The 5,452-nt window shown below is 57.7% G+C and carries 7 protein-coding genes; all 7 read right to left on the minus strand.

The features are described 5' to 3' along the window. A partial coding sequence (locus AC2FNU_RS23765) for a 2-oxoglutarate dehydrogenase E1 subunit family protein (RefSeq protein ID WP_496793645.1) occupies positions 1-1,160 on the minus strand: 1,160 nt, incomplete at its 3' end. Beyond that, positions 1,157-1,696, minus strand: coding sequence for a DUF805 domain-containing protein (locus AC2FNU_RS23770; RefSeq protein WP_496793649.1), 540 nt, complete (start codon positions 1,694-1,696; stop codon positions 1,157-1,159). The genes AC2FNU_RS23765 and AC2FNU_RS23770, both read right to left, overlap by 4 nt. Then, positions 1,693-2,220, minus strand: a complete 528-nt coding sequence (locus AC2FNU_RS23775; RefSeq protein WP_496793652.1) for a DUF805 domain-containing protein — start codon at positions 2,218-2,220, stop codon at positions 1,693-1,695. The genes AC2FNU_RS23770 and AC2FNU_RS23775 overlap by 4 nt, the downstream gene beginning before the upstream one ends. A 38-nt stretch (positions 2,221-2,258) precedes the next feature. Next, a complete protein-coding gene (locus tag AC2FNU_RS23780) occupies positions 2,259-2,900 on the minus strand; it encodes a hypothetical protein (RefSeq protein WP_496793656.1) in 642 nt (213 codons plus the stop codon). Between the two features lie 60 nt (positions 2,901-2,960). Continuing rightward, positions 2,961-3,842, minus strand: a complete 882-nt coding sequence (sucD, locus tag AC2FNU_RS23785) for a succinate--CoA ligase subunit alpha (RefSeq protein WP_171093685.1) — start codon at positions 3,840-3,842, stop codon at positions 2,961-2,963. Positions 3,843-3,855: 13 nt separating this feature from the next. Further along, complete coding sequence (locus AC2FNU_RS23790) at positions 3,856-4,683, minus strand: glycosyltransferase family 25 protein (RefSeq protein WP_496793665.1); 828 nt, start codon at positions 4,681-4,683, stop codon at positions 3,856-3,858. Positions 4,684-4,779: 96 nt separating this feature from the next. Next, positions 4,780-5,452 (minus strand): succinate--CoA ligase subunit beta (locus tag AC2FNU_RS23795; protein WP_496793670.1); only part of this gene is annotated, 673 nt, incomplete at its 5' end.

Raw genomic sequence — 5,452 nt, forward strand, 5'->3', positions numbered from 1 at the left:
GCCATAACTTTGGTGCGATCCGTGTCACCAAGCTGATCCTGTTTGGCGCGGACCTTGCCCAGAACCACCGGGTTCACCGCCTCGAGGTGCGAGGGGTTGGCGGTCAGCGACAGGTGCACAGAGTTGCCATCGAATTCACGGTCGCTGGAGGCCCCGAGATGGTATTTCACGTCGCCCGAACCATCCACGTCCTCGGGTTTGAAGCTGCCGCCCTGGAATTCGTTGAAGATGGCGCGGTATGGTTTCCCCATCACGTTGGCCAGAATGTTCAGACGCCCCCGGTGCGGCATCCCGATCACGATATCGCTGAGGCCCAAGGCGCCGCCGCGCTTGATGATCTGCTCCATCGCGGGGATCAGTGCCTCGCCACCATCCAGACCGAACCGCTTGGTGCCCATATATTTGACGTGCAGGAATTTCTCAAAACCTTCGGCTTCGACCATCTTGTTCAGGATCGCCTTGCGGCCTTCCTTGGTGAACGCGATTTCCTTGCCGTACCCTTCGATCCGCTCTTTCAGCCACGCGGCTTCTTCGGGGTTCGAGATATGCATGTATTGCAGCGCAAAGGTGCCGCAATAGGTCCGCTTTACGATCTCGACGATCTGACGCATCGACGCGACCTGAAGGCCCAGGACGTTATCGATAAAGATCGGCCGATCCATGTCGGCGTCGGTGAAGCCGTAGGTCTTTGGATCCAGCTCAGGGTGATTGGATGCCGCGCGCATCCCCAACGGGTCCAGATCGGCAGCCAGATGGCCCCGGATCCGATAGGCCCGGATCAGCATCAGCGCGCGCAGGCTGTCCAGCACGGCGCGTTTGATCTGGTCATCGCTGACCTCGACACCCTTGTCAGCCGCCTTGTCCTTGATCTTCTTACCCGCCGCTTTGGCGTCAATCTCGGCCCATTCTCCGGTCAGTGCGCCGGTGAGATCATCGGCAGGCATGGGGGGCCAGTCGGTCCGCGCCCACGACGGCCCTTCGGCCTCGCGCTGCACATCCGGCGCGGCGTCACCCATAGCCTTAAAGAACTCAACCCAGGCCGCGTCTACGGCTCCGGGGTTCTTGGTGTACTGGGCGTAAAGCTGTTCCAGATATTCGGCATTGTGCCCCTGCATGAAGCTTGAGGCATGAAAGGCAGAGTTGGGCGAGTGTTCGGTCATTGGACTACCTCATATGGGTTGGGACCGTATTGGTTGGTGCCTGGTTGGCTGGGGCGGGTCAGCCACCACAGCACCAGAAGGGGCGACACAAAAAGAACGATAAGTGTCGGAATGACGATCAGCAATGTTGCGCGGGTAAACAAAATGTCGAGCGTTCCGCCATGGAACTGGCTGGCAATACCGATGCCAAAGATCAGAACCGCAAAGGCCCCAAGGATCAGAAGGATCGGCAGCAAGGCATAAAGCCCGCTGCGCCCGGTGTCATGCATCCGCCGCCATGCGACGGCCAGATGGGGGAAAAAGACGATCAGGCCGACAATGCTTTGGACCGGTTGGCTGGACGTGGCGGTGACGGATTTCACCTCATCGCTTTCAGTGACCGAGACCTGCGTGAAAAACTGCCAGTCGATGATCCCGGCGATGAAGCCCCAGATCACGACGAACAGGAAAAAGAACCAGTATTCGGGGCGTGATGCGCGACCCGAGAAGGTGAAGAACTTGGAGAAACAGGTGCGGATGGCGTCAGAGAAGGTCATGGGCTATGCTCCAGCGGGTTTGGCCCAAACCTGTTTGATCCGCGCTGCCCAGGCACAAGGCATTGTCCAAAAGCTGGCGTGATCAGAACCAAAAAGCTAATTGCAAGAAACAATGACATCAGAAGCAGGGCTAGCAGACCGGCCCCAAACCATAACGCAAGAAAGAAACCGGCAGGGCTTCCGGCTTCATCTATCGCCTGTCCCGCATATCCTCCAAATCGAACCATCAGGTAGACTAAAGTGGTTGATCCAAAAAAGTATAACCAAGGCACCACAGCATCCGAGCCATTTTCACCGGTATCCTGAAGGCGTCGAGCTCCACTAGCAAAAAGCGGGATGGCGCACGCAATTGCGAATAGGCTAGTCACCCAATAGGTGGAACCGACAACGGTTCCGAGGGCTGCCGCGCAAATCGGCATGGCGACACCGATTGGAAAAAACCACCAGAACTCTGACCGGCAGGCACGGCCCGAGAAGGTGAAGACCTGGGCAAAACAGGTGCGGATGGCGTCAGAGAAGGTCATAGCGGCCCCAATCTGATCTCAAGGCTGAGAGACATTATTCAATCTCCCCTCTTGTTTTCAGCGTGTTGCCAAACTGAGGCTACAACCATGAGTTCTCCTGGAAACTCTCGTTGGAGCGCAGCGCTAATGCCCGCAGTGTCCCACAGGTAAACCTCTACACTTTGTTCAATTCCATTTCGGTAGTTGTTCCAAACCCCAACCCGAGCCACAAGTGAGCTCTCGAAGCTAGACGACTGAAGATTTCGTTGTGCATGTGTGAAGAGACTAGGCGCAGTTTTTTGAGTGTAAAAAAAGGTGCAAGTAGTTCTTTCAAATTTTCCAAGGTTTTCTGCTTGCACACTAACTAAATCTCGCGTCGAACTGTTCCTTAAAACAGCGCCGCCCTTAAAGCTTGAAGCAGAAGCGTTGCGAGCCATCTTTTGCTCGACGCGCCTTATGGCAATCTTGGCGGTCTCTTCGAAAGACTGCTGCCTATGGGGGTTATTGGGTTTGTAGGCTTTGAAAAGGAAATACTCTGTCGAAAGTATTTCTTTTTCATCTGGCGAAAGTTCGACTGGCATCAACCGTTGCCAGCCGAGACTTTGCAAATTGGCGTAAGCCGACTCTTCATCCAATTGCATGCAGGCGAATGCGGCGCGTTCGCTGGCGGTTTGTGCAAGTGCTGACTGTGTAAAACTCACAATAGCCCCTATGCAAATGGCCAAACCACAATGGATCCTGAGCCGGTTAGTTGTCATGCCTTACCCAATCGCTTCCAGCACAGCCTCACCCAGCTGCGCCGGGCTTTCGGCCACGACGATTCCGGCCGAGCGCATGGCTTCGATCTTGTCCTCGGCACCGCCCTTGCCACCGGCGACAATCGCGCCCGCGTGGCCCATGCGGCGGCCCGGAGGGGCTGTACGGCCTGCGATGAAACCGGCGGTCGGCTTTTTGCGGCCCTTCTTGGCCTCATCCGCCAGGAACTGTGCCGCTTCTTCCTCGGCTGAACCACCGATCTCACCGATCATGATGATCGATGTGGTTTCGTCATCGGCCAGGAACCATTCCAGCACGTCGATATGCTCGGTCCCCTTGATCGGGTCGCCGCCGATGCCGACGCAGGTGGACTGGCCCAGACCCACGTCGGTGGTCTGCTTAACCGCCTCATAGGTCAGCGTACCCGAGCGTGACACAACGCCGACCGAGCCGCGCTTGTGGATGTGGCCGGGCATAATGCCGATCTTGCAGGCGTCAGGTGTGATGACACCGGGGCAGTTCGGGCCGATCAGGCGCGACTTGCTGCCTTCCAGCGCGCGCTTCACTTTCATCATGTCCAGAACCGGGATGCCTTCGGTGATGCAGACGATCACCTCCATCTCGGCATCGATCGCTTCGAGGATCGAGTCCGCAGCGAAGGGCGGCGGTACATAGATCACCGAGGCGTTGGCTTCGGTCACATGCTTGGCCTCGTGGACCGAGTTGAACACGGGCAGACCCAGATGTTCCATCCCGCCTTTGCCGGGGGTTACGCCGCCGACCATCTTGGTGCCATAGGCAATGGCCTGTTCACTGTGGAATGTGCCCTGCGAGCCGGTAAAGCCCTGACAGATCACTTTGGTGTTTTCGTCGATGAGGACTGCCATTTTGTCCCTTTCTCTAGGCGGTGTTGGATTGATTGGTTTCAGTCGCCGGCAGAACTTGCGGCGCATAGGTAATTTTTTCGAGCGTGGCACGACCCAAGGCCAGATTGGCCGTGGTGCGCAGCCCGCTGCTGATTTCAGCAATGCCGCGCCGGATCTTTTGCCGGACCAATGGCCAGCCTTTCGGCCGGCTGCGCGGTGCCCCCATGTTGTATTCACCGGGCGCTTCGTTGCCCTGTTCGACCATGGCCGGGATCACCTGATAGATATTGATCTGACGCGCCGCTGGTGAGGCTGACGGGTTGAACAAAAGCCCGTCCAACGTGATGTCATAGGGTTTCTGCGCCAGAAAATGCTGTGCCGCCTGTCGTGTCAGCGCGTAGGCCGCCCCTCCGGGATGGCGCGACCGCATCAGGCGCAGCTCGCGCCCCAGATGGAACAACCGCTTGCGCCCAAGCGCCACATAAAGCTTGGTGCTCCGCCAGCGTTCGAACCGGACGATATCGGCATCTGCGGGCCACCAGGACGGGTCATTCAGCCAATCGGCCAGTTCCGGGCTCAGAAAAACATCATCCTCAAGGATCAACGCCTGTTCTGCGCCCGAGGCGATCAATGCCTCCCACGCTTTGGCGTGGCTGAGGGTGCAGGCCATGTCCTTCGTGTGGAAATAGCCCCACGGCCCCTCGGCCTTGCATTCGCGCAGGAAATCCTCACGGGTGGCGGCGTTGCAGTCAACAGCATTAACGCGCGTCGCCGACAGGCCTGCTTTTTGCAGCTCCTGCTCCATCAAACGCGCCCGCCCGGTGGCGCGTTCTAGACCTATGAGGAAGATGGGGATGGTCATCAGATCGATTGCTTCTTTCGATTCCTCTCAACAAAAACACTTGCTGAGTTGTTCGCGCCGTGGGGCGGGCTTTAAGCCAACCCCACCGCAAGCAGCTTAACCCTTAACAGCCTTCACGATCTTTTCGGCACCGTCTTTCAGGTTGTCTGCTGCGATCACGTCCAGGCCAGAGGTGTTGATGATCTCTTTGCCTTTTTCGACATTCGTGCCTTCCAGACGTACGACCAGCGGAACCTGCAGGCCGACCTCTTTCACCGCGGCGACGACGCCCTCGGCGATGACGTCACAGCGCATGATGCCGCCGAAGATGTTAACCAGAATGCCTTTGACCTGCGGGTCCGACGTGATGATCTTGAACGCCTCGGTCACTTTCTCTTTGGTCGCACCACCGCCCACGTCGAGGAAGTTGGCAGGCTCGGCCCCGTACAGCTTGATGATGTCCATGGTGGCCATCGCCAGACCTGCACCGTTGACCATGCAACCGATCTCACCATCCAGCGCGATATAGTTCAGGTCGTACTTGGAGGCTTCCAGTTCCTTGGGGTCTTCCTCGGTCGTGTCGCGCAGTTCGGCAATATCCGGGTGGCGGTACACGGCGTTGCCGTCAAAACCGACCTTTGCATCCAGCACTTTCAGGTCGCCGCTGTCCGAGACGATCAGCGGGTTGATCTCCAGCATCTCCATGTCTTTCTCGACGAAGGCGTTGTACAGCTGGTTCATCAGTTTGACACATTGCTTGACCTGTGCGCCTTCCAAACCCAGCGAGAAG

This window comes from Ruegeria sp. BHSB064, assembly GCF_059613205.1.

What these genes read in the sequence shown, in the direction of transcription:
- AC2FNU_RS23775 (WP_496793652.1), bottom strand. Translation starts at nt 2,220, where the DNA reads ATGACCTTCTCTGACGCCATCCGCACCTGTTTTGCCCAGGTCTTCACC.
- AC2FNU_RS23770 (WP_496793649.1), bottom strand. Translation starts at nt 1,696, where the DNA reads ATGACCTTCTCTGACGCCATCCGCACCTGTTTCTCCAAGTTCTTCACC.
- AC2FNU_RS23790 (WP_496793665.1), bottom strand. Translation starts at nt 4,683, where the DNA reads ATGACCATCCCCATCTTCCTCATAGGTCTAGAACGCGCCACCGGGCGG.
- sucD (WP_171093685.1), bottom strand. Translation starts at nt 3,842, where the DNA reads ATGGCAGTCCTCATCGACGAAAACACCAAAGTGATCTGTCAGGGCTTT.